The sequence below is a fragment of the Nibrella saemangeumensis genome (assembly GCF_039541915.1).
Lineage (GTDB): Bacteria > Bacteroidota > Bacteroidia > Cytophagales > Spirosomataceae > Nibrella > Nibrella saemangeumensis.
Window position 1 is genome coordinate 412065 of record NZ_BAABHD010000022.1, and the last position, 22286, is coordinate 434350.

Annotated in this window: 15 protein-coding genes; 5 read left to right on the forward strand and 10 right to left on the reverse strand. The window is 55.1% G+C overall.

The genetic code is table 11. From position 1 onward, the window contains the following. Positions 1-165: 165 nt before the first annotated feature. The 6 genes from ABD949_RS09500 to ABD949_RS09525 all read right to left on the reverse strand — a co-directional run bounded on the left by ABD949_RS09500 (position 166) and on the right by ABD949_RS09525 (position 7496). Positions 166-3810 (reverse strand): T9SS type A sorting domain-containing protein, encoded by a 3645-nt coding sequence (locus ABD949_RS09500; protein ID WP_345242858.1) that lies wholly within the window; start codon positions 3808-3810, stop codon positions 166-168. 116 nt (positions 3811-3926) lie between these two features. Next, a complete protein-coding gene (locus ABD949_RS09505; RefSeq protein WP_345242859.1) occupies positions 3927-4919 on the reverse strand; it encodes a sulfotransferase family protein in 993 nt (330 codons plus the stop codon). 24 nt (positions 4920-4943) lie between these two features. After that, on the reverse strand, positions 4944-5645 hold the full coding sequence (locus ABD949_RS09510) for an aspartyl/asparaginyl beta-hydroxylase domain-containing protein (RefSeq protein WP_345242860.1): 702 nt from the start codon (positions 5643-5645) through the stop codon (positions 4944-4946). 24 nt (positions 5646-5669) lie between these two features. After that, positions 5670-6188, reverse strand: coding sequence for a phage tail protein (locus tag ABD949_RS09515; protein ID WP_345242862.1), 519 nt, complete (start codon positions 6186-6188; stop codon positions 5670-5672). A gap of 41 nt (positions 6189-6229) precedes the next feature. Further along, positions 6230-6856: a leucine-rich repeat domain-containing protein gene (locus tag ABD949_RS09520; RefSeq protein WP_345242864.1), complete on the reverse strand. Its 627-nt coding sequence runs from the start codon at positions 6854-6856 to the stop codon at positions 6230-6232. Positions 6857-6971: 115 nt separating this feature from the next. After that, on the reverse strand, positions 6972-7496 hold the full coding sequence (locus ABD949_RS09525; protein ID WP_345242866.1) for a hypothetical protein: 525 nt from the start codon (positions 7494-7496) through the stop codon (positions 6972-6974). 271 nt (positions 7497-7767) lie between these two features. Between ABD949_RS09525 and ABD949_RS09530 the strand changes: the two genes are divergently transcribed. Next, on the forward strand, positions 7768-10521 hold the full coding sequence (locus ABD949_RS09530) for a glycosyl hydrolase (RefSeq protein WP_345242868.1): 2754 nt from the start codon (positions 7768-7770) through the stop codon (positions 10519-10521). Positions 10522-10583: 62 nt separating this feature from the next. Beyond that, complete coding sequence (locus ABD949_RS09535) at positions 10584-11606, forward strand: formylglycine-generating enzyme family protein (protein ID WP_345242870.1); 1023 nt, start codon at positions 10584-10586, stop codon at positions 11604-11606. A 1-nt stretch (position 11607) separates the two neighbouring features. Here ABD949_RS09535 and ABD949_RS09540 read toward each other — a convergent pair whose 3' ends face one another. The 3 genes from ABD949_RS09540 to ABD949_RS09550 all read right to left on the reverse strand — a co-directional run bounded on the left by ABD949_RS09540 (position 11608) and on the right by ABD949_RS09550 (position 16837). Further along, on the reverse strand, positions 11608-12891 hold the full coding sequence (locus ABD949_RS09540; protein WP_345242872.1) for a DEAD/DEAH box helicase: 1284 nt from the start codon (positions 12889-12891) through the stop codon (positions 11608-11610). A gap of 244 nt (positions 12892-13135) precedes the next feature. Next, on the reverse strand, positions 13136-14380 hold the full coding sequence (locus ABD949_RS09545; protein WP_345242874.1) for a DEAD/DEAH box helicase: 1245 nt from the start codon (positions 14378-14380) through the stop codon (positions 13136-13138). Positions 14381-14638: 258 nt separating this feature from the next. Then, entirely contained in the window at positions 14639-16837 is a 2199-nt protein-coding gene (locus ABD949_RS09550) for a B12-binding domain-containing radical SAM protein (protein WP_345242875.1), read from the reverse strand. Positions 16838-17013: 176 nt separating this feature from the next. On the opposite strand from ABD949_RS09550, the gene ABD949_RS09555 reads away from it, so the two are divergent. Together ABD949_RS09555 and ABD949_RS09560 are read left to right on the forward strand one after the other, a co-directional pair. Beyond that, positions 17014-18006: a Gfo/Idh/MocA family protein gene (locus ABD949_RS09555; protein ID WP_345242877.1), complete on the forward strand. Its 993-nt coding sequence runs from the start codon at positions 17014-17016 to the stop codon at positions 18004-18006. Positions 18007-18084: 78 nt separating this feature from the next. Then, positions 18085-19146: a hypothetical protein gene (locus ABD949_RS09560; protein WP_345242879.1), complete on the forward strand. Its 1062-nt coding sequence runs from the start codon at positions 18085-18087 to the stop codon at positions 19144-19146. A gap of 171 nt (positions 19147-19317) precedes the next feature. On the opposite strand, the gene ABD949_RS09565 is transcribed toward ABD949_RS09560, so the two are convergent. Beyond that, entirely contained in the window at positions 19318-20796 is a 1479-nt protein-coding gene (locus ABD949_RS09565) for a Gfo/Idh/MocA family protein (RefSeq protein ID WP_345242881.1), read from the reverse strand. 243 nt (positions 20797-21039) lie between these two features. Here ABD949_RS09565 and ABD949_RS09570 point away from each other — a divergent pair, with 243 nt between their 5' ends. Further along, complete coding sequence (locus tag ABD949_RS09570; protein WP_345242883.1) at positions 21040-22194, forward strand: MFS transporter; 1155 nt, start codon at positions 21040-21042, stop codon at positions 22192-22194. The last annotated feature ends 92 nt before the right edge of the window (positions 22195-22286 follow it).

Below are 22286 nucleotides of genomic sequence, written 5' to 3' on the forward strand. Positions count from 1 at the left end.
GTTAATGATGTAAGGCCGTGTTGTTAGGGCCGGCTTGGGTAATACTTCGGCGCGCAGGCGAACGACTGACAAGCCTGCGTAAGCTAGATTCGTTTACTCACCAGCAAAAAGGCCGCCCTGCCTGTAAGCAGAACGGCCCTCCTGATTCAGGGAATACAGTAGTGATTATCGCTGCTTCAGGACCCGCTGGCGGTGCAGTACGCCTTCGGCCGTTTCTACCTGCAACAGATACAGCCCTTCTGATAAATTGGTAACGGAGGTCTTTAACTGACCTGTACCCTCTACCGGCTCCACTGCCCACTTACCCTGTTGTATACCCCGCAGATCAAATAAACTGACTTTTGCCGGTTTGCTTAACCCCCGAATCTCTACCTGCAACTGATCTGCAATCGGGTTCGGATATACCCGCACCTGAACATCCTCCGAGGTAATTACCCCTTCACGGGCATTCGGGATCGCCAGCGGACAACTGCCGTCCAGCAGCGTCTCAAAACTGCCAAGAACGGTGTTGCCCAGCTTCACGGTGAGCCGGATTACGTTGTTTTGCAGGCTGTTGAGATTCCCCTTGGTACCTGTTATCAGGAGCGTAGGCTCTCCCGGCACAGGTTCCAGTTCTACCTTACCAATAGAAGTACCTTTCGGTCCGATGTCCTTGTAGTTCTTTGATTTGGCGGCTTTATACGACCAGCTATAGGTATACGCGGGTGAGGCTCCCACTACCGTCATGGTTAATGGCAAAGTAACCTCGCCATCTAACGGTGGTGCGGTTTTCACACACAGACTATTGGGCCCTGATACCGCTACTCCCGTCAGGGTCACTGAGGCTGTCTGGCTACAACCGGCGGCATTGGTTACCGTTACCGAATAGACTGTACTAGCCTCGGCTGCGGACACCGTTATTCGATTACCCGAATCTCCGGTACTCCACTGATACGAGTCTCCTCCGCTGGCCGTTAATGTCACGGATTGACCCACGCTTACCGCAGTTGCTGAGGCTACTATACTAACTACCGGCAGAGGATTTACGGTTACCATGGCCGTAGCCGTGTTGGAGCAGCCGTTGGCCCCGGTCACCGTTACGGAATAGGGCCCGGCGGCACCGACGCTGATAGACTGGCTGGTGGCCGCATTGCTCCAGACATAACTACTGCCTGCGCTGGCCTCCAGCGTAACCGACTGCCCGGCACAGATGGTGGGCGAGACCGGATTGATGCTGACGCCTGGCAACGGGTTCACCGTCACTGTAGCGGTGGCCGAACAGCCGGAACCGTCAGTGAGGGTTACCGAATAGCTGCTGCTGGCCGTTACACTGATGGAAGCCGTTGTTTCGCCGGTACTCCATAAATACCCGGTACCGCCGGTGGCGGTCAAAGTCGCCTGCTGCCCGGCACAGATGGTGGTACTGGAGGGCGTAATGCTGACAACCGGTGCGGGACTCACCATCACCATCGTGGTGGAGGTGCAGGCGTTGGCATCGGTCGCCGTGACGGAGTAGACGCCGGCAGTGAGTACCGTAGCGGTGTTACCTCCGGAGCCTCCCTGCTGGGTAGCGCCCGCACTGAAGCTGTAGCTGGCAAAACCGACGGTAGCCGATAAGGTAACGGGTGCGCCGGTGCAGGGTACCGGACCGCTGACAACCAGATCCACCGGCTGACCAGTGCTGCTGCCGGTGACGGTCACCATCGTGGTAGAGGTACAGGCATTGGCATTCACGGCGGTCACTGAATAGGTGCCGGCTGTGCTTACACTGGCGGTGTTACCGGCCGGGCCGCCCTGCTGGGTAGCGCCTGCGCTGAAGCTGTAACTGACAAAGCCCGGTGTGGCGGCCAGGGTAACCGTAGGCGTTGCGCAGCTAATGGCACTACTGGCCCTCAGGTCCACCGGTGTGGGTGTACTGCTGCCAGTGACTGTTACGCTGGTGATGGAAACACAACCGGTCGCATTGACGGCCGACACTGAATAAGTACCTGCCAGTGTGACCGTAGCGGTATTGCCGCCGGCACCGCCCTGTTGCGTAGCACCCGCGCTGAAGCTGTAGCTGATAAAGCCTGGGGTAGCCGTCAGGGTTGAGGTGGGCGCTGTGCAGCTAACAGGACCGTTTGCGGAGAGTTCCACCGGTGGCGGAGTGCTGCTGCCAGAAACAGTCACTATGGTGGTGGATGTACATCCATTCGCATCGGTCGCCGTTACCGAATAGGTACCCGCCAGCGTGACTGTGGCGGTGTTGCCCCCTGAGCCCCCTTGCTGACTAGCTCCAGCACTGAATCTGTAGCTGGCAAAACCGGCGGTGGCGGTCAGGGTAGCCGTTGGTGCTGTACAGGTGATGGGAGCGCTGACAACCAGATCCACCGGCTGACCAGTGCTGCTGCCGGTGACGGTCACCATCGTGGTAGAGGTACAGGCATTGGCATTCACGGCGGTCACTGAATAGGTGCCGGCTGTGCTTACACTGGCGGTGTTACCGGCCGGGCCGCCCTGCTGGGTAGCGCCCGCGCTGAAGCTGTAACTGACAAAGCCTGGTGTAGCGGCCAGGGTAACCGTAGGCGTTGCGCAGCTAATGGCACTACTGGCCGTCAGGTCCACCGGCGTGGGTGTACTGCTGCCGGTGACTGTTACGCTGTTGACGGCGGTGCAACCGTTGGCCGCGGTAGCGGAAACGGAATACACCCCGGCAGTCGAAACCGTAGCGGTGTTACCGGCCGGACCACCCTGCTGCGTGGCCCCGGCACTAAAGCTGTAGCTGACAAAGCCCGAGGTAGCTGTCAGGGTTGCGGTGGGCGCTGTACAGCTAATAGGACCGCTGCTACTTAGCGTGAGGCCTGGCGCATTGGGGTTGGTTAGCGTGATCGGGGTAGCGAGTGAGCCGGTACAGCCGTTGTAGGTTATTGAAAAGTTAATGTACGTACCGGCGGATAAGCCTGTCAGACTAAAGGTATTACTGCTGACCGTTATCTGGCGGGGACTGCCCGCGCCGGTATACGTGAGGGTGTAACTGCCGTTGGGAACATTGGTCGTGGTGAAGGCAATGCTGCCGTCGCTACCCCCGCAGGTAGTGGGGTTGGTCTTCACCCCTGCCGTTAAAGTAGGGGAGGGCTTCACCACAACCTGCGTGCTTGCCGTTGCGCTGCTCGGGCCACTCGTAGCCGTAACGGTAATCAGGTAAGTCGTAATGCCGCTCACACTCGGTGCATTCTGGGTCAGAATAGCACCGGAACCTGAAATGCCGGCTGGACTACTGCTCCAGGCATAGGTGACCGGCGAGGCCAGGTCGGTTGGTGTGGCGGTCAGGCTCACGGGCGAACCGGCGCAAATGGTAGCGACCGCCGTTGGTGTAATCCGGACGGTGCCGCTTATCACTGTCACGGGGGCACTTCCCTCACAGGTTCCCACAACGCCCGTTGTTACCGCTACCCAGCCCGACGTAGGAGGTACTGTAGCCGTAGACGGATTGGACAGGTATGCCCCTCCATCAAACGTCAATACCCAGGCCGGTCCGGCGGGTTCGTAAAAAACGGCCATAGCGACACCATCGTACGTGGTTCCGCCAATACTAACCGTACCCGTCCCTGAATAAGCCGGACGCCCGGTACCCTCGTAGTTATCAGCATATTTGGTTAAAACGTAGGTGTTACTCAGGCAGGCCCCCGAAACGGTGATGGAAGCGGGGGCGGTCTGGGCGTTGACCTGGCCGCTTAACGCGATAAAAAAGAGGAGCGTACCCCAGACCAGCCACAGTGGGTGGTTTGGGTTTCTTGCGTTAGCCAGGCAGACTTTTCCGCCTGTAGCCAATAGTGAGTATTTGTGGTTCATAAGAAAGAAGGTAAAGGTTAAAAAACGCTGTGAACTTTGTTGCTGTGTTAAACGCCCTGGGTAAGGCTGAACAATAGTATGGAAACCAGAATAGCGTCCTGCCTATTGGCGTATCATTAATGGCATAAAGAGCTGACCGGCTGTAGTCGCTTCTCTTCCAGTTGGTGATACAGCAATAAGGCAGGTTGCAGGTAGGTAGAGAACTCCGCTACCGGGTTCTCCGCTGTGAATTCCCGATCAGGGTATTTTCCATGGTAGCCACACCGATCCTCCATGGCGGCATAGTCAGCTTCGGTTAAGGTCAGTTGAAGGAAGGGTATCAGTTCATGCATCATGGTCATGCCATCGGCCTGATAGTTGATCAGTAAGCAGTTGGCATCTTTTTCCGCCACCGCCAGCATGGCCTCAAAATAGCGCTGTAAGACATAAGCCATGTAAACGTCTAAGTCCATGCCGGTGACCAGGCCTAGCGGTGAACCGATAAACTCAGCCGGTATTAAGCCGGGAATGGCCTGCATGCCGCGTTGATTCCGGTGCGAACGAAGGACCGCATCCGGAGCGCGGTATAGCAGAACAAAGGGCGTAGTTGGATAGAGCCGCCGGATGGTTTCGTAAGCGAGAATATGCCAGCTATCCAGCTTCACAAAAACATGCGTTTCCTGACCCGTGCGCGGCTGACTCAGCAACCGAAGGATAGCCTGAAATGCCTGCCCCTGTTGACGCGCCGGTACATTTTTTTCGTTATCAGAAAGCCGCAGTACAGTGTCCAGCAGGGGTACTTCAGATAATACAATATGGCGGTTGTTTAAACTCAACAATTGGGCCAGCAACGTGGAGCCACAGCGCGATACGTGGAAGATAAACGCCGATGGCGCTACCGACGGGACTGTCTGTGCCATATTGATCAGCCCATCCAGCGAACTGATAACGGCTGGCGAACCGGCATTAAACGGATGCTGTAAACACCGTTGCCGGGTGTCCTCAAAAAAAGGAGCGTTCAGCGGCTCATCCGCCAGATACAGCCAACGGAAGAGCAGTTGCCCCTCGGATGACAGTAATTTGTAGGGTATCCAGTGTCGAAGCGGATGGGGTTCAGGACAATTTACCATAGATGGGCCTGGTTGAAGAGCCGTTCAGGCTAATTCGCCGAGTTCCTGCTGAAGCTGCACAACTAACTGGCGGGCCGAGTCTGACTCCATCCGGGATAGTTCGTCGATCATCAGGCGTTTGGTATCCCTGGAATAAGCCGCCTGGCGGGCTTCTTCGTCAAAGTCGTAACCTGCCTGCCTGAACAACGCGTCGGACCAGGCATTGCGCTGGCAGTCCAGAACCAGATGAATCCGCTCAATCGGACCGGCATTGTGTACGCTGTGCGGGAGATGAAAATCAGCATACCAGCATTCACCCGGTTGCATGGGCAGGTCGGCACCGGCCACCCGAAATTGTACGGCATCGGCCGTCTGGATCGGGATATGCAGGCGAAATACGCCGTACCGATAGCCGGTGCCGGGATCGGTGTGTTCCCTGATCAGGCTGCCAGGTGCCAGCGACATTAAACGAATCGATTCTTTTTCGCAGGCAAACCAATCGCAAACCTGGCGGAAATAAGTACATTGGTCAAGCAGGGGCGTGTCGGCGTACGTGGTGAGGGTCGGGTGGGCATATATATCGTCTTCACGTCCCGAGGCCGAGCGCAGAGCAATACTGGTCCACCGGCCCACATAATCTTTCTGATTAAAATGCAGCCCCCATTGTATGCGCAGGCAGGTAGTCAGATCCTGAACCAGCGCAGCTTCATTGAACGTGACGGGTAGTTTAAAATAGCTGTTTATCATACAGAAGCAGACCAGATACGCTGATTAATTGCGGGACGGGAAAATCCCCTGTAAACAGATTATGTAATTAAGGGCCAGGTAAGGCTGTATGTTGTTAAACGGCTGGTTACCCCCGGTCATACCAATGGCACCTGCCGCCATTGGTATCTCGGAGCCCGTTGTCCGGTATTCAGGATCGAGTCCGCCTGTTGCCGCCAGAAAATTACTCTGAGGTGAGGCTTTATCACCGTTTTCAGAGAAGGCTTTGAGGGTGTGGGTGTGAGCAGGTAAGTTTGCTGTCAACAGCGTTGTTGTCTCAAAACCACCCATTTGTCCCAGACTGTAGGGAGAAAGGCCCGGACCTTGTCCCGGATGGATGGGCACCCGGCCCCGCAAATCGGGTAAAGCAAAGGTTGTCTGGCCGTTGCCGCCGTACGTTGTCCCGAGAAGGGCAAATAGGGCGGTGTTCTGAGCAATAGACAGGATCTGTCCCTGACAGAAGGCCCAGCCCCGAGGGGCATAAGTACCACCGAAGAGAATGATTGAGGCAATAAATGCTTCCATAGACGTAAAAAGGTTAAGAAAATGAGTGATAAAAAGATTGGTTAAAGGGATCGGCACCGAATACCCAGCGTTCGTTCGACGCGGATAATCTCCCGATCTGCCAGATGTTCATTGGGCAGGCAAAAGAAAGCTTTTATGGTTTGGGCGTGTTGTCGTGTAAGCCCCTTGAGGGATGTCAGCGCGTTCCCACTTACGTAAACTTCCCGCAGGTGGGTTAAATTGCGGATAGGTTCGAGTGAGTCGATCTGGTTGGCCTGCGCATACAATTGCTCCAGTTGGGTTATGCCATCTATTCCTGCCAGACTCCGAATAGCGTTGTCACTGACAAACAGACTTTTCAGCTTAGTGAGATGGGCCAATTCCCAAATGGATTCAATCGCGTGATTGGTGAGTACCAGCGTCTCCAGCCTGCTCATGCCTGTCAGGCCCGAACAATTAGTCAGCGCAAAACGCATATTTGGGAAGGGAGCCGTGGGTCCGGCAAGCCGAAGCGCCGGCGTTTGCCGGAGGTTTTCCAGTTCCTCGTCGGCTGGCGGATTGGTATGGCCCAAAAAAGCGGCCTGAAAAGCGGCCTGCCACTGAGGTTCCAGCCCGGACCACCAGGTCTGGTGGTTGGCCGGAGTATCCGCTACGGGCAGAGGAGATTGGGCAGGCGGGGTATCGTTCATCGTTCATGAGTTTATTCGTACTGGGGTAAACCAAACCATTGACGGAGCAACGCGTCAGCGCCGGAAACCCTGTCCAGCTGTTGCCCGAAAGAAAGCTGAGGGATTACTATACATCCTATACGACCCGCACGAGTTGCCCCCGTAAATTAATCAGTTGGTAACTCCCGACGTCGATCGCAATTTGCAGAACCCCCTGGCTTCCCATAACCCGCAGCGTACGGGTGGGCTCAGTCGCCTGATGGCTAATGCGGGCCAGGCACTGCCAGGTCATGGTCATGCCGGCCTGGTAAAAACAGGTTGAATACGAACCAAACAGAGACGATGATGACTCTACAAAGAGAGTGTCGGGATCAGGCGACAGGTTTGTTCTCAGCAGGCGACCCGCCAGGTCGAAATCCTGGCCGGCCATCGCCCGTAAGGTGGGAATAGAGGTAAGCTCAGGACTATAGATACGCGAAATAGTTAAGCGTTGAGGAGTGCCAAGACTCCCATCCCATATTATCTCAGATGCCTGGTCCAGCCAGGATGCCGATGGCCGGTTTGGCGGGACTATTGAGGCAGAACCGGCTAGGAGAGAAGCTGGGATAAATTGAAGGGCCAATCCTGCCGTGAACTGGCCAACAAATGTACGACGTTTCATAAGTTAAGGTTAAGAAAATCAAGTAAATGGTGACGTAATTTGGTAGTAACGCTTTTCGGTGGGCTGCACAATAGTAGGAAAAAATATAATATAAAATACAATGTTTATAGTGAGCGGTAGCCAAATAAATAATCCAAAAATTTTAGTTAGGTGATCCGGTTTGGCTTTACAGGCCTGATCACATTTTCGCTGCCGTACGACGTCTCCCGGCATAGGTAGGACATACCCCACTTATGCCTTTCTATAAGGTACTCACCCACTGTTTTCCAGCATGCTTTCAGCTTTTCGTTGGCTTTGCCTTTTCGGCTTACTCTTTACTTTCGTATACATCGCACAGGCACAGCCCAAACCCAATACAACCCGCACAACCGTCGACACCGCCAGGCCCTGGGCGTACTGGTGGTGGATGGGTAGCGCTGTTACGGAGGACGGTATACGACAGAACCTGCAGGATTATGCCAAAGCAGGTTTGGGCGGGGTGCATATAATTCCCATCTACGGTGTCAAAGGCTACGAGAAGCAGTTTGTGCCGTTTATGAGCGACCGCTGGCTGCAACTGCTCGAATATACCCTTCAACAGGCTGCGACCCTGAGGATGGGCGTTGACCTGACGCTCGGCACCGGCTGGCCCTATGGCGGTCCGCAGGTAACGCCCACGATGGCGGCTCAGCAATTTCAGGTTGAGGAGTACCCGTTTCAGCCGGGGCAGACGATCCGCCGGGCCGATCTGAAAGGCAAAGGTGAGGTTTTGGCGATTACCGCTATTATGACCAACGGCGATACCCTGGTTGTGCCGAAACCGTTCGGGCCGGAGGTACTGTGGCAGGCAGAGAAACGAACAGGGAAGGTATATGTGCTGCGAATGACACCCACGGGGCAGCAGGTGAAGCGGGCTGCTCCGGGTGGCGAAGGACCTGTACTGGATCATTTCGATACACAGGCTGTGCAGACGTATCTTCAGGGCTTTACTAAGCTCAAAACCTATTTCGCCAATAAACCAGACAAAATCCGGGCGGTATACAACGACTCCTATGAAGCGTACGGGGCCAACTGGACACCTGGGTTCCTGAACGAATTCAAACAACGGCGGGGCTACGACCTGCGCCAGTACCTGCCTGTTCTTCAGAAAGAAGGCCAGCTTTCGCTGGCGGAAAAGCGTGTTCTAGGCGATTACCACGCCACCATTGCCGATCTGCTGCGCGATGCCTTTACCAAAACCTGGACGAACTGGGCAAAGCAACAGGGCTATCTGGTTCGTAACGAAGCCCACGGCTCACCCGGTAACCTGCTCGATCTGTATGCGCTATCCGATATGCCCGAAACTGAGTATTTCGGCAGCAAACCCTTCGACATTCCCGGCTACCGCATGGACCCCTCGTACGAAGAGTCTCGGTTTGGCCGGCCCGATCCCATGATTCTGAAGTTTGCGTCGTCGTCGGCCCACGTAGCCGGAAAGCCACTGGTGACGTCGGAGACCTCGACCTGGCTGGCCGACCACTTCAAGGTATCGCTGGCGCAGATCAAGCCGATCATTGACGAGTCGTTTATCTCGGGCATTAACCACGTCTTTTACCACGGCATCCCGTATTCACCGCCCGGCGAAGCCTGGCCGGGCTGGCTGTTTTATGCCTCGACCAACTACAACCAGCAAAGCCATTTCTGGCGCGACTTCCCGGAACTGAACCGCTACATCACCGATTGCCAGCGGCTCCTGCAAACCGGCAAGCCGGATGGCGACGTATTGCTCTATTTTCCGATTCATGATCTGTGGCATTCGCCCGGTACGTCGGGAGGCACCCACGCGCTGGATGTACACGCCAACGCCAACCGCTGGCTGCTGGGACGTCCCATCGGGCAGACGGCTGCCGACCTGCAACGGCAGGGTTTTCAGTACGACTACATATCGGACCTTCAGTTAACCCAGTGCCGCCCGGCCACCAACGGTAGCGTCACCACCAGCGGAGGGGCGAACTACAAAATGATTGTGGTGCCGCCAACGGAGTTTCTGCCCCTGGAAACGCTACAAGCCCTGGATAAACTGGCGAAGCAGGGAGTAAAGGTGCTGTTTGTGAAGAACCGCCCGAGCCTGGTAGCCGGCTATCATCAGGTGGTTAACCGGCAGAAAGCGCTGGAAACCCTGAACCAGCAGATGGCCAGTCGGAGCCGGGTGGCGGACGATGTAGTGCAAGGTCTGAATGGCTGGCAAATTCGCCGGGAGCCGCTGGTGGATAACGGCCTGGCGTTTATCCGCAAAAAGCAGGCGGATGGCTGGCAGTATTTTGTAGCAAATCTTCAAAACAAGTACAACACCGGCCGCATCCGGCTGGCGGTAAACGCGAATAGTATTGAATTGGTGGACCCGCTGCACCAGCGCCGGGGCTTTGTGCCGAAGGAGCGGGTTGGAGCGGGTATGATTGAGATCCCGCTGACGTTAGCGCCCGGCGAGTCGGTATTCATCAACGCGTTTGAATCTATGCGTAAGGGCAGTCCGTGGCCGGGGCAACCGCTGGCGACAAATGGCTATTCGTTGACTGGTAATTGGTTGATTCGTTTCATAGATGGGGCACCTTTTATTCCAAAGCCCGTGTCTACCAGCAAGCTGGTTTCCTGGACCACGTTGGGCGATACAGCAACGCAATGGTTTAGCGGTACCGCACGCTACAGCCTGAACTTTACAGTACCCGACAATCTGCGCAGCCAGCCGAACCTGTGGCTGGACTTAGGCGATGTGCGTGAAGTAGCCGAAGTGCGGCTGAACGGGCAGCCAGTGGGCAAAGCCTGGTCGCTACCCTACCGCCTGCCGCTGCCGAACGGCTTGCTGAAGCAGCAGAATACGCTGGAGGTGGATGTGCGCAACCTGTCCTTTAACCGCATGCGCTACCTGGACAGCCAGAAAGTGCCCTGGCGGAAGTTTTACGACATCAACATGGTTGATATTCAGTATAAGCCGTTCGATGCGTCTAAACGGCCACCTGTTGAATCAGGGCTCCTGGGGCCGGTGCAGTTGGTGGGGGAGCAGCGGTAGGGGTATGCTGGAAAAGCGGTGGAATTTGGGTAAATTCGGGAAAAAGGTAAATAAGACTAAACATGAAATTCACAATATACATACTTGCCATCCTGCTAATCCTCTCCGCCTGCGGCAGCGAGTCGGGCTCCGACCGGCTGTCAGAACATGAGCATTACCACGAAAGTGGTGCGGCAGAAGCTACGCTGCCCGAGAACATCAAGCCGTATCAGTTTTCGGACGGGGTGACCATTCTGGGTGCCATCAAGCCGGAGGAGGAAAAAACAGAAGCGAAGCCAGCAACTGCTCCGCCCAAAGGGATGGTGTTGGTGCCCGGTGGGTATACGCAGATTGGGTCGGCCGAGGGGCTGGCGCAGGAGCAGCCGGTATTTTGGGTGGAGGTAAAGCCGTTTTTCATGGATGAGCATCCCGTTACGGTCGGGGCGTTCCGGCAGTTTGTGACGGCAACCGGCTACAAAACCGAAGCGGAGAAATTTGGCAATGCCGGAATGATCGACGAGAGCACCGACAAGCAGTGGATTCTGAAAGAGGGCGCTAACTGGCGCTACCCGCAGGGACCGGACTTTCCACCTGCGTCCGATAATCACCCCGTCACGCAAGTCTCCTGGAACGATGCACAGGCTTATTGCAAATGGGCTAAAAAGCGCTTGCCAACGGAGTTTGAGTGGGAACATGCCGCCCGCAACGCCCGTAATGATCGCACCATATACCCCTGGGGCAACGACATCGATAAAGCGGGAGCCTACAACGCCAATATCTGGCAGGGTAAGTTTCCGGAGCACAACTACGTGACCGATGGCTATAAATTTACCTCACCCGTGGGCAAGTTCGGAAAGACGCCGTTGGGATTGACGGATATGTCGGGGAATGTCTGGGAGTGGTGCGACAACTGGAAGCAGGAGTACCGCGACGTATTGACCCAAACCAAAATGGACGTAAACGAGAAGGCGGAGCGGGCGCAGCGGGGCGGTTCGTTTCTGTGTGAGCCCGGCTGGTGCCATGGCTACCGGGTATCGGGGCGCTCTTCCTCCACACCGGAAACCTCGCTCATGCACGTCGGCTTCCGGTGTGTGAAAGATGTATAGCTTACTGCGCCTGTGGTTTCGGACGGCGGTTGTTGTTGCGGTTAAACGGCCGTGAGTTGCCGCTGCCGCTGCTGCTCCGACGGTTAAATCCATTGTTCCTCTGTTCTCTCAGCGCCTGCTGGGCCTGCGCCGGCTCGGCCACCGAAATACCCAGCGGGTAGGGATGATCGCTGACAGCCGGAATCTGCTTGCCAATCAGCTTGTGAATGTCCTTCAAATACGGTTTTTCTTCGGCATCGCAGAACGAAAACGCAATGCCGCTGGCACCCGCCCGGCCGGTCCGGCCAATCCGGTGAACGTACGTCTCCGGAATATTCGGCAGTTCGTAGTTGATTACGTGCGAAAGCTCGTCGATGTCGATACCCCGTGCGGCAATATCGGTAGCCACCAGCACCCGGATCTCCCCGGATTTAAAGTTGCTCAGCGCCCGTTGACGAGCGTTCTGCGACTTATTGCCGTGGATCGCTTCGGCTTTGACACCGGCCTTGACCAGGTCTTTCACCACCTTATCCGCCCCATGCTTCGTGCGAGCAAACACCAGCGCCGACTGAATGGCGTTGTCTTCCAGCAAGTGAATCAGCAGCTTTTTCTTGTCGTTTTTGTCGACGTAATACAGCAACTGCTGAATCGTGTCGGCCGTTGACGATACCGGAGTGACCTCTACCTTAGCGGGTTTCGTCAGGATGGTATCGGCCAGTTTGGCAACGTCCGGCGGCATGGTCGCTGAGAAAAACAGCGACTGCCGCTTCATCGGTAATTGCAGAATCACCCGCTTCACATCGTGAATAAAGCCCATATCCAGCATCCGGTCGGCTTCGTCAAGGACAAAGATCTGGATGTGCTTCAGGGAAATAATGCCCTGGCCCATCAGGTCGAGTAGCCTACCCGGTGTAGCGACCAGAATATCAATACCCGATTTAATGGCGTTCACCTGCGCGTGCTGCGATACCCCGCCGAAAACGACGGTATGCTTCAGACTCAGATTACGGCCGTACGCGGTAAAGCTCTCGCCAATCTGAATGGCCAGTTCGCGAGTTGGAGTCAGAATCAGACACTTAATGCGCCGGGGGCCTTTTTGCGGTCCGGCTTCATCTTTGAGCTGTTGCAGAATCGGAATGGCAAAGGCGGCTGTTTTGCCGGTGCCGGTCTGGGCGCAACCGAGTAAATCTCTGCCCTGGAGGATAATGGGGATAGCCTGAGCCTGAATGGGTGTAGGGGTCGTGTATCCTTCTGTTTGAAGAGCCTTTAGGATGGGCTCAATCACATTTAATTGTTCGAATAACATGTATATGTTTTGAGGAAAGCTGATGTGTGCATCCCGCAGGCGCGGGCCAACCAAAAAATCAGCTTCTGTATGACTGCCGGGGACTGTGGATGGATGCGAAATATCACCGGCATTGTATGATAACGTAAAAATCGGCAAATAAATCCGTATTGCTGCTTTTTATATGAGATCAGCAGCATAATAGTGATTTAGCGGTAGCTGGTATGATCCGGCTTCGGCACCTTAAACAAACGAAACCTGCCCTTTATTTCTTTTTCTTTTTCCGGTTCTTACGCTCCAGTTCGGCCTGCTCGGCTTCGCGCATCAGGGCGTCCAGATCGTAATTGACGGTCTCGTTGCTGAAGTCGATGGTGGCTGCGTACTCTTTTTTGCTGATATCGACGACGTGGATTGGCTTCGTCAGGTACTGCTCGATTTCTGCCAGCAGCGGTTTTTCCTCCGTGCTGCAAAACGATACGGCCAGCCCTTTCTGCGTGCCCCGGCCCGTGCGACCGACGCGGTGAACGTAGTTCTCCGGTTGCTCCGGCAGGTCGTAGTTGACTACGTAATCGACGTTGGGAATATCAATGCCTCGGGCGCTGACATCGGTGGCAATCAGAATTTTGGTTTCTCCGCTGCGGAACTGCTGCATGACCTGGAGCCGGTCGTGCTGCTCTTTGTCGCCGTGAATGGTCATGCTTTTGATACCCACTCGCTCCAGCGCTTTGTAGACGCGCTCGGCCCGGACTTTGGTGCGGACAAAAATCAGGATCTTACTGTCGGGATTCTCGTTGATCACCCTCTCCAGAAAGAAGCGTTTGTCGTCCATCTCCACAAAAGCAACGGAGTGGGTAATGTTTTTGGCAACCGGGTCTTTGGGCGAAATCTGGATTCGGATGGGATTATGCACCAGCGAATAAGCCAGTTTCTTAATAGTCTCGTTGATGGTAGCCGAAAAGAACAAGGTCTGCCGCTTGCGGGGCAGGAATTTGATTAGGTCCTGAATGTCCCGGATAAAGCCTAAGTCCAGCATATGGTCGGCTTCGTCGAGGATCAGGATCTCCGTCCGTTGCAGCCGGATATATCCCTGACTGACCAGGTCGAACAGCCGGCCGGGCGTGGCCACCAGAATGTCAATGCCCTTTTCGAGCCGGGCAATCTGCGGCCCCTGTTCTACTCCGCCGAAGACGCAGAATGTTTTTACCCGCGTATGTTTCCCTATTTGCTCGAAGACCCCGGTAATCTGAATGGCCAGTTCCCGCGTGGGCTCCATCACGACGCATTTGATCCCCTCGGTGCGGCTTGAGCTTTTGCGGTCGTGTAGCATGCTGATGACCGGAATGGCAAAGGCGGCCGTTTTGCCGGTGCCGGTTTGGGCAATTGCCAGCACGTCCTCACCCTTGAGAATGGGAGGGATAGACCTGAACTGGATATCCGTCGGGCGCCTGAAGCCCAGCGTCTCCAGATTTTGTTTTATCTCCGGGGCAATGCTATAATCGTCGAACTTCATAGGGACACAGGTTAGCAACAGGCAAAGATACGGTCGGGGCACTTGTAGGGACGCAAAATTTTGCGTCCCTACAAAAGGAAATTATTGGATGAACTCTTTTTTCTGGCTACCTTTCTCCGTAAACTAAACTCCTGTAGCTATGTCAAAAGATAAAGGTTCAGCTTCTAAGGGAAGTGTTAAAAAGACAGCGGAAAAAACGCTGAAAGAAAAGCGAGCCGCCAAACAGGCAAAAAAGAGCAGCAAGAGCGATTATTAATTTTACACGATCAGCAGCCCATTCGTCCGGAGCTCCTCCCACGTGGAGGAGCTCATAAAATCCTCAAAACGGCCCGGTCCAGCCTGCTCAAAGGCTGCCTTTACCTGCTGGAAAGACCGCAGTTCCTGCTTGCCAATCCGTAACTGCGCCAGGACTTCTGTCAGCCATTGACCTATGGGCAAACTGGTTTCCAGCACCCAATCCTGCTGTTTGTTGTAAAACGTCAGCTCGGCTACCTCAACTATCTTCTTGCCCTTCTTCAATTCAACAACCTCCAGCGCCGGTACATTGCCCAGCCAGATGGCCAGCGCATTCGGTCGGGGTGCTTTGTCAGGTATCTGTTTAAGGCACTTTTCGATGTAGCGCGGAGGAATGGTCGTGGGCGGTATCTTAAAATCGAACCACTGCTGCAGCGGGTACTCAAAGCAGACGCCGTGCATGTAGTTGAACAGCGATTTGCGCAGCCCTTCGGCAAACAGATCATGGTTGGCACCCAGTGGGTCGTCGTGGTCCAGGTCGTTGTCGGCAAAGCCGCCGAAGTCGGGGTCTATGCGCATCACATCGAATTCAGCCGGATGCATACCCACCGGACTGTGGGCCGTCATGGCAAAGCGGTGCCAGAACCCCGACTGCACCACCCCGTTCAGAAAAAGCTGCCGAACCATCTCCAGCGAATCTACCGTTTCCTGCACCGTTTGGGTCGGAAAGCCATACATCAGGTAAGCATGGACCATGATACCGGCCTGCGTAAACGCATCGGCGACGCGGGCTACCTGTGCCACTGTCACCCCTTTCTTCATGCGTTCGAGCAGCCGGTCGGAGGCTACTTCCAGGCCACCGGATACGGCGATACAGCCCGACGCTTTGAGCAATTGGCATAAGTCATGCGTGAAGCTGGTCTCGAACCGGATGTTGGTCCACCAGACCACCGTCAGCTTCCGGCGGATGATCTCCAGGGCCAGATCACGCATCAGGGCCGGGGGAGCCGCTTCATCCACAAAATGAAAACCGTTCTGGCCCGTCTGTTCAATAATTTCTTCGATACGGTCGCAGAGGAGAGAGGCCGTTAATGGTTCATAACGTTTAATATAATCGAGCGAGATGTCGCAGAAGGAGCATTTGCCCCAGTAGCAGCCGTGGGCCAGCGTCAGCTTATTCCAGCGGCCATCGCTCCACAACCGGTGCATGGGGTTGATTACTTCAATGACCGATAGGTAGTGGGGCAGCCGCAGGTCGCGGTAGTCGGGTGTGCCAGTTTCGCGCTGGGGCACGTCGCGTTCTTTCGCGCCGTTGTAATAGGTAACGACGCCGTTGGTGCGGGCAAAAACGCGTTTCAACTGGCTTTGGTCACGCTCGCCGGATAGATACTCCAGCAGGTTCTGCAACGGTGCTTCGCCATCATCCAGACTAACGTAATCCACGTAATCAAATACCCGAGGCTCTTTGAGCGTTCGGAGTTCCGTATTGGCATAGCCGCCACCCATGACGACGGCGATATGCGGGTAGTGTTGTTTAAGGTATTGCCCGCATTTCAGCGCACCGAAGAGGTTGCCCGGAAACGGTACCGTCAGGCAGACCACATTCGGCTGCCACTGCTGTATCTGCTGGTCGAGTAGCCGCACGAGCGTAGCGGAAATGAAGGTATTGGGAGCCTGTAAGGCTTCGTGTAATTCATGAAAATGGGTGGCTGAACGGCCCAGGCGTTCGGCGTAGCGGCTGAACCCGAAGTGCGGGTCAACGGCCTCTTTAATAAGATCAGCCAGGTCTTCGAGGTAGAGGGTTGCCAGGTGCCGGGCTTTGTCGTGGATACCCATGGTACCGAAGGCCCAGTCCAGTTCTTCCAGATCGTCGAAGCGGGATGCTTCGGGCAGGTAGGTGCGGTCGCAGATGCTGTGGGCGAGCGTCGGGTTTTTGTTTTGGAGGAAGCGGATAACCGGGCCGATGGTGGTGATATAGTCGTCTTTCAGGGTATAGATCCGGTAGCTGTTTTCGGATAGCTCAGCTTCAGCGGCTTCCAGCGCATCAAACAGTGCGGTTAAACCTTTGGCAGAAAACACCTCCAGAATCACATCGATGCCCAGATCAGCCTGGCGGGATTCGTAGCCCTTCGTGTTCAGAAATCCCTTGAGGTAAGCCGTTGCCGGATACGGGGTATTCAGTTGGGTGAAAGGGGGCGTAATCAGGAGAATTTTCGTTTTCAAAGCCGCACCGGGTCATTAGTCTGAACAAAGGTAACGTATGTTGGGGGTAGCCGGGTTCCGGGGAGGGAAGTGAAAGAGCGAATGAGTGAAAGAGTGGGGCGCGTAGCTCTGCATGATTGCGCACTGAGTAGATGGTCTTGGCAGGGCTGCTTTTTCGGGTATTAGTATCAAAATCTATGGAAACAGTACGTTGGGGGATTATCGGCTGCGGTGATGTCACCGAGGTGAAGAGCGGCCCAGCATTCAATAAAATAGCGAATTCGTCACTGGTCGCGGTCATGCGCCGAAATGGCGACAAAGCCCGCGATTATGCCGAACGGCATGGCGTGCCCAAATGGTACGACGATGCTGAACAGCTCATTAACGACCCGGACATCAACGCTATCTATATTGCCACTCCGCCTTCGTCGCATGAGGCATACACGGTTGCCGCGCTGGCAGCCGGAAAGCCGGTGTACGTGGAAAAGCCGATGACGGTCTCCAAAGCCTCGGCCGAACGAATGCTGGCAGCCGCGCAGCAGTACAACCAGAAACTGTGCGTAGCGCATTACCGCCGGGAGATGCCCATGTTCCGGCACATCCGGCAACTGGTGCAGGATGGAACCATCGGAGCGGTTCGCTGTGTCAACCTGCGGCTGCTGCAACCACCTAAACCGGCGCTGGTGGCGAATACGGAAGAGAACTGGCGGATCAATCCGACCATATCCGGAGGTGGTTACTTCTTCGATCTTGCTCCGCACCAGCTTGATCTGATGCGCTACTACTTCGGGCCGGTGAAGGAGGCTTACGGCCTGTGTGCCAATCAGGCTGGGCTGTACGATGCGGAGGATATCGTCACTGGCGTGATGCGGATGCAGCGTGGGGTGGTCATCAACGGTATATGGTGTTTTACCATGCCCGAGGGCATTGCGGAGGATGTCTGCGAAATTATCGGCTCGGAAGGCCGTATCCGGTTTACGGTTTTCAGTAATCAATACACGGTGTGGGTCAACGGCGGAGAGCAAGCCGTGACGGTACAGCATCCTGCGCATGTGCAGCAGCCTATGATTGACGCCGTGGTTCAGTATTTTCTCGGCAAAGGACCGAATCCCTGCCCCGCCGAAGAAGCGATTGAGATGATGGGTGTGATGGAGACGTTTGCCGACGCTCGGGGTGTGGCTGTGGTATAAGTAACCGTTTAATATACTGTCACTACCGTTTGCTAAAGCACGCTTTGTTCCCGCTGCGTAATTAAGTAGCATTATGCTATGCGAGAAAACATAAGAATCGTAGCCCTCTGGGTCGCGCTAATCTGGTTACAGGTAGCCTGCCAGCAGGATCATCCAGACGCTTTTGAGTCCCTGCAGGTTACCCTCATCGGGCAGGGACAGAGCACGTTACCGTTATCAGACAATCTGTCGGATGGCATTAGTCCTATTCGTCAGGATAGTCTGGGCGGCTATTACCGAAGCCAGCTGAGGTTTACTGAAACGCAACTTTCGCAGATACGTCAGACGCTAAAGGAGCCGGTAGTGCTGCGGGTTGCCCTGGGCGTAAACGATAGTGTCCTGACGGCAGACGTACATCCCCTGCCGCTGAATACCCTGGTTGACCTACCCGGCGAGCAATTGATTCCGCTGGGGGCCGTCACGCTGATGTATCGGGTGCTGGACTATCAGGGGCTACCTCAGTTGAATCTCCAGGATCAGCAGATCCTCAAAACGTATTTGTCGGTGCGACCTTACGGAAATCTACTTGTGCGTTTTCCATTCAAGTTTTCCTGCTATATAACCGAGACGCAGATTTGCGCCCGGGAGCGGTGCTTGAGTTTTCCATCTGAGTTCAATTTTGAACGTATCGAAATTCTGAATAAAGACGGGGGTATCCTCAAAACACTGACTTCCGAGGATTGTGCCGTAGGCTTATCGGCTAGTCTGGCCTCCAGTACGTCTGGTCCGTTGGCAACCTTCAATGTCCGGGCTTATATAAAACGGTTGAACACGGCTCCGACCGGACCAACGCCCACCTATTCCCTGCGCTATGCAAATGTATCGGCTCCGTCGCGTGAAGAAGCCTCCAGTATGGTTACGGGTGACTTTTCCAGCCTGGCTACGCTGGCGGTAGGTGCGACCCAAATGCTGTCGTTTCAGCTGAGTTGGAACCTGGGCATGGGTTCAGTTATCGGACCAAAAGACTTTTTCGTGGTCAATAATGCCACCTACGATGCTATCCTGGCCAAGGGTGGTTGTACCTCGCCCAATACAATGCAGTATTATGCCGAGGATCGGTTTCGGTTCAATGTAAATGGGGCACCGGGCGGGTGCCTGTAATCTTCGTCAGGTTCGCACAGCTATTGGTGGGATTTAATGACAGAAGCGGGTGCAAACATTGGTTTATTGTTTGCACCCGCTTCTAAAATGATGGACGTGTATTTCGGCTTTAACATCCAGTCTTTCTGGAAAGTTGGATCTAAGCCGGAGTACACTTCCGGGATACGGGTCCTACTTCTTTGCCGTGGCCGCTGCCGCCGGTTTCTTCGCCGGCGTAGTCGACTTTTTGGCAGCCGGAGCCGCAGGACCTGTTTTTTGGGTCATGGTTACGGGGTCCCAGTACACCACTTTGTTCGAGAAGTAGCTCTCGTTGCAGGCCAGCACGGGGGCGGCTGCACGGAAGCCGAAGACGGGGTCCTCAATGGTGCCCTGGCTACCGGCCCGTACGTTGGTAAAGAAATCACCGAAGTGCCTGGCGTGCGCATCATCGTCTTTTGGCGCTTCAAAGCGTACTTCTTTCGCTGGTTCGGCCTGCCGGGTTTCGGGCGGGTATTGGGCGTCATACTGTTTCACGAACTCCTGCTGGACTTCCGGCGTAAAGGTGAAATAGCTGTCGTAGTTGCCGTAACCGGGGGCAGTCGCCAGCTTTTTCTTGGTCAGGATCAGGTTATTCTCCGAGAACTCGATCTGGCCTTCATTGCCGATGATACGCGTTACGTTCTGAATCTTACCGGCATTGGCAAAGTTTACCCGTAACACCATCTGGAAGGCTTCGTGCTGGTCGGTCTTGGGATAATCCATAATGCTGGTCATCACATCGGGTACGTCGCGGCCGTCTTTCCAGTAAGCCAGGTTCCCCGACGAGAAGATGCGGTTCGGTCCCAGGGAGTTTGTGACGAAATGGACACCCGTAATCAGGTGGACGAACAGGTCACCGGCTACGCCCGTGCCGTAATCCCGGTAGTTCCGCCAGCGGAAGAATCGCTTGGCGTCGAACGGTCGTTTGGGCGCATCACCCAGAAAGCGGTCCCAGTCTACGGTTTTTGGCGACGCATCAGGCGGTATAGAATAGTTCCAGGCACCGATGGCGTTGAAACGGTCGTTGTTGGATTCGATGTAGTTGATGGCACCAATGTCGCCGGCCTGTACCATGCGCTTGGCTTCCTGAAAAGCCGCGCTGCTGATCCGCTGGCTACCCACCTGCATCGTCTTGCCCGACTTTTTCCAGGCGTCAATGACGGCTTTACCTTCGTTGATGTGGTGAACCATCGGCTTTTCGCAGTACACGTGCTTACCGGCTTTAAGGGCCGCAATGGTGATATGGTCGTGCCAATGGTCGGGCGTTACAATCAGAACGGCGTCAACGTCCTTGCGGGCCAGAATCTCCCGGTAGTCGCGGGTGGTAAACAGGTCCGGATTGTTGAAAGCCGTTTTGGCCGTTTCGAGCCGTCCCTGGTATAGGTCGGCAACGGCAACCAGTTCCACATCGGGATTGCGCAGGGCTGCGCGGGTATCGTAGTTACCCTGGATACCCATGCCGATGGTGGCAATGCGGATTTTGTCGTTGGGGCTGACTGATTTCAGGTTAGGAATATAGGCCGGTGCCTGCGGCCGAATCACCTGCACAATAGGCTTGGCTACAGCCTGAGTGGCTGCCAGTGCCGAAGCCGCCGTCAGGCCTTTTATAAACTTCCGTCTGGATGATGGCATAGGGTTATGTTTGTCGGTTAGAGAATATAAATATAAAGCATTTATGTTGCACCATATACTATCTCTCCTGACCTTTATAAAAACCTGGCCCCCATCGCTCCTCTTTACCTATGCCAACATAAAGCATCAATAAACCAAGGACTTTACCTCTATACGCAAAATTCCAGAACTCTGCTAAATCCTGCTGGGTTATGTAGCCAGTGCGGTATAGCGGTATAAGTGAAGACTTTGGCAGGTAAGGCAGTGAATCTGAATCTTTCAACAACAATAGTATCCCTCCGGATCAGCCGGCTGGCGATTGCCAGCTTTTTCTTTATATCAGGCTTTGGTTTCTCCACATGGGCGTCGCGGATACCTTCGCAGCAGCAGTTGCTCGGGCTGAATGAAGCACAACTGGGAACCGTTCTGTTTGCGATGCCGCTGGGGCTTATTCTGACCCTGCCGGTAACGGGCATGCTCATTGGGCGCTACAATAGCCGCGCCGTGTTGCTGGCGGGCGCACTGGCGGTGAGTGGCATCCTGAGTGTTATGGGTTGGGTGAACCAGACCTGGCAACTGGCGTTTATGCTGTTTTGCTTCGGGGCCGCCCGGAACATGCTGAGTATTTCGGTCAATGCCCAGTCGGTGAGCTTGCAGGCCATGTACGACCGGTCTATTATCTCGTCGTTTCACGGCATATGGAGCGTATCGGGTTTTGCCGGCGCAGGCCTGGGTGCGCTGATGGTGGCGCTCAATATCGCACCTTCTTACCATTTTCTGGGGGTTAGTCTGCTGCTGATGGCGGTGGCTATCCTGTTATTTCCCTACACCCTGCCCGAGCCACCGACCCGCGGAGCCGTCCGGTCGGGGTTTGTGCTGCCGGATAAAACGCTGGTGAAATTTGGGATGATGTCCTTTGCCGCAATGGCCTGCGAGGGAACCCTGTACGACTGGGGTGCAGTTTATTTCCAGAAAGCAGTGCAGGCGCCCAAAGCTTATATAACAATGGGCCTTATCGTGTATATGATCGCGATGACAGTAGGCCGGTTCTCCGGCGACTGGCTGGTGAATCAGTTTAGCCAAAGGGTTATTTTAAGAGCCAGCGGGCTGCTGATGACCGCGGGATTATTGCTGGCGGCCGCCTGGCCGTCGCTGCTTCCGGCCAGTATTGGCTTTATCATGGTAGGCTTCGGCGGGTCCTGCGTTATTCCACTCGTGATGCGCATGGCTACCACGCAAGACACGGGAGCCGCTACCGGCTCGGTGATCACGGCCGTTTCCACGGTCTCTTATTTCGGCTTTCTGATTGTGCCGCCCATCATCGGCTTCCTGGCCGAAGCCCTGAATCTGCGCTGGTCATTTGCCCTGATGAGCCTTTTCGGAGTAGTCATCATCTGGCTGGTGGGGCGGGTAAAGTAAGTGGATGCCTTTCTACAAGGCATCCACCGGATTTCTTTTCTTTGCACCAGAACCGATAGCGTCCTCGTGCAAGGGGTCAGCCATACATCAAC

Excerpts from the sequence above, each read along its gene's own strand:
- ABD949_RS09555 (WP_345242877.1), top strand. The coding sequence starts at position 17,014 with ATGGAAACAGTACGTTGGGGGATTATCGGCTGCGGTGATGTCACCGAG.
- ABD949_RS09520 (WP_345242864.1), bottom strand. The coding sequence starts at position 6,856 with ATGAACGATACCCCGCCTGCCCAATCTCCTCTGCCCGTAGCGGATACT.
- ABD949_RS09545 (WP_345242874.1), bottom strand. The coding sequence starts at position 14,380 with ATGAAGTTCGACGATTATAGCATTGCCCCGGAGATAAAACAAAATCTG.
- ABD949_RS09505 (WP_345242859.1), bottom strand. The coding sequence starts at position 4,919 with ATGGTAAATTGTCCTGAACCCCATCCGCTTCGACACTGGATACCCTAC.
- ABD949_RS09535 (WP_345242870.1), top strand. The coding sequence starts at position 10,584 with ATGAAATTCACAATATACATACTTGCCATCCTGCTAATCCTCTCCGCC.
- ABD949_RS09525 (WP_345242866.1), bottom strand. The coding sequence starts at position 7,496 with ATGAAACGTCGTACATTTGTTGGCCAGTTCACGGCAGGATTGGCCCTT.
- ABD949_RS09510 (WP_345242860.1), bottom strand. The coding sequence starts at position 5,645 with ATGATAAACAGCTATTTTAAACTACCCGTCACGTTCAATGAAGCTGCG.
- ABD949_RS09530 (WP_345242868.1), top strand. The coding sequence starts at position 7,768 with ATGCTTTCAGCTTTTCGTTGGCTTTGCCTTTTCGGCTTACTCTTTACT.
- ABD949_RS09560 (WP_345242879.1), top strand. The coding sequence starts at position 18,085 with ATGCGAGAAAACATAAGAATCGTAGCCCTCTGGGTCGCGCTAATCTGG.
- ABD949_RS09500 (WP_345242858.1), bottom strand. The coding sequence starts at position 3,810 with ATGAACCACAAATACTCACTATTGGCTACAGGCGGAAAAGTCTGCCTG.
- ABD949_RS09565 (WP_345242881.1), bottom strand. The coding sequence starts at position 20,796 with ATGCCATCATCCAGACGGAAGTTTATAAAAGGCCTGACGGCGGCTTCG.
- ABD949_RS09540 (WP_345242872.1), bottom strand. The coding sequence starts at position 12,891 with ATGTTATTCGAACAATTAAATGTGATTGAGCCCATCCTAAAGGCTCTT.
- ABD949_RS09515 (WP_345242862.1), bottom strand. The coding sequence starts at position 6,188 with ATGGAAGCATTTATTGCCTCAATCATTCTCTTCGGTGGTACTTATGCC.